Below are 241 nucleotides of genomic sequence, written 5' to 3' on the forward strand. Positions count from 1 at the left end.
TTAAAAAACAGATAAATCTGTCATAATGGATAAATTTTCATTCTTAAATGCAACACATGCTGATTTCATAGATAGCATGTACCAGCAGTACTTAAAATACCCAGATAGTTTAGAGCCATCTTGGAAAGCTTTTTTTCAAGGGTTTGATTTTGCTCTAGAAAATTTTGGTGAAGACGATTCTTTTACAGAAAAAGTAGGTGCGTCTTCTTTATCTCAGCAAGTAGGTGTCCCAGATGATATT

Annotated in this window: 1 protein-coding gene; it reads left to right on the forward strand. The window is 33.2% G+C overall.

Annotation, left to right across the window (positions count from 1 at the left end; all coding sequences use genetic code 11):
• Positions 1-25 precede the first annotated feature (25 nt).
• On the forward strand, positions 26-241 hold a 216-nt coding region (locus tag F1003_RS16340), incomplete at its 3' end, for a 2-oxoglutarate dehydrogenase E1 subunit family protein (RefSeq protein WP_155090384.1).

Source organism: Winogradskyella ouciana (genome assembly GCF_009709615.1).
GTDB classification, from domain to species: domain Bacteria; phylum Bacteroidota; class Bacteroidia; order Flavobacteriales; family Flavobacteriaceae; genus Winogradskyella; species Winogradskyella ouciana.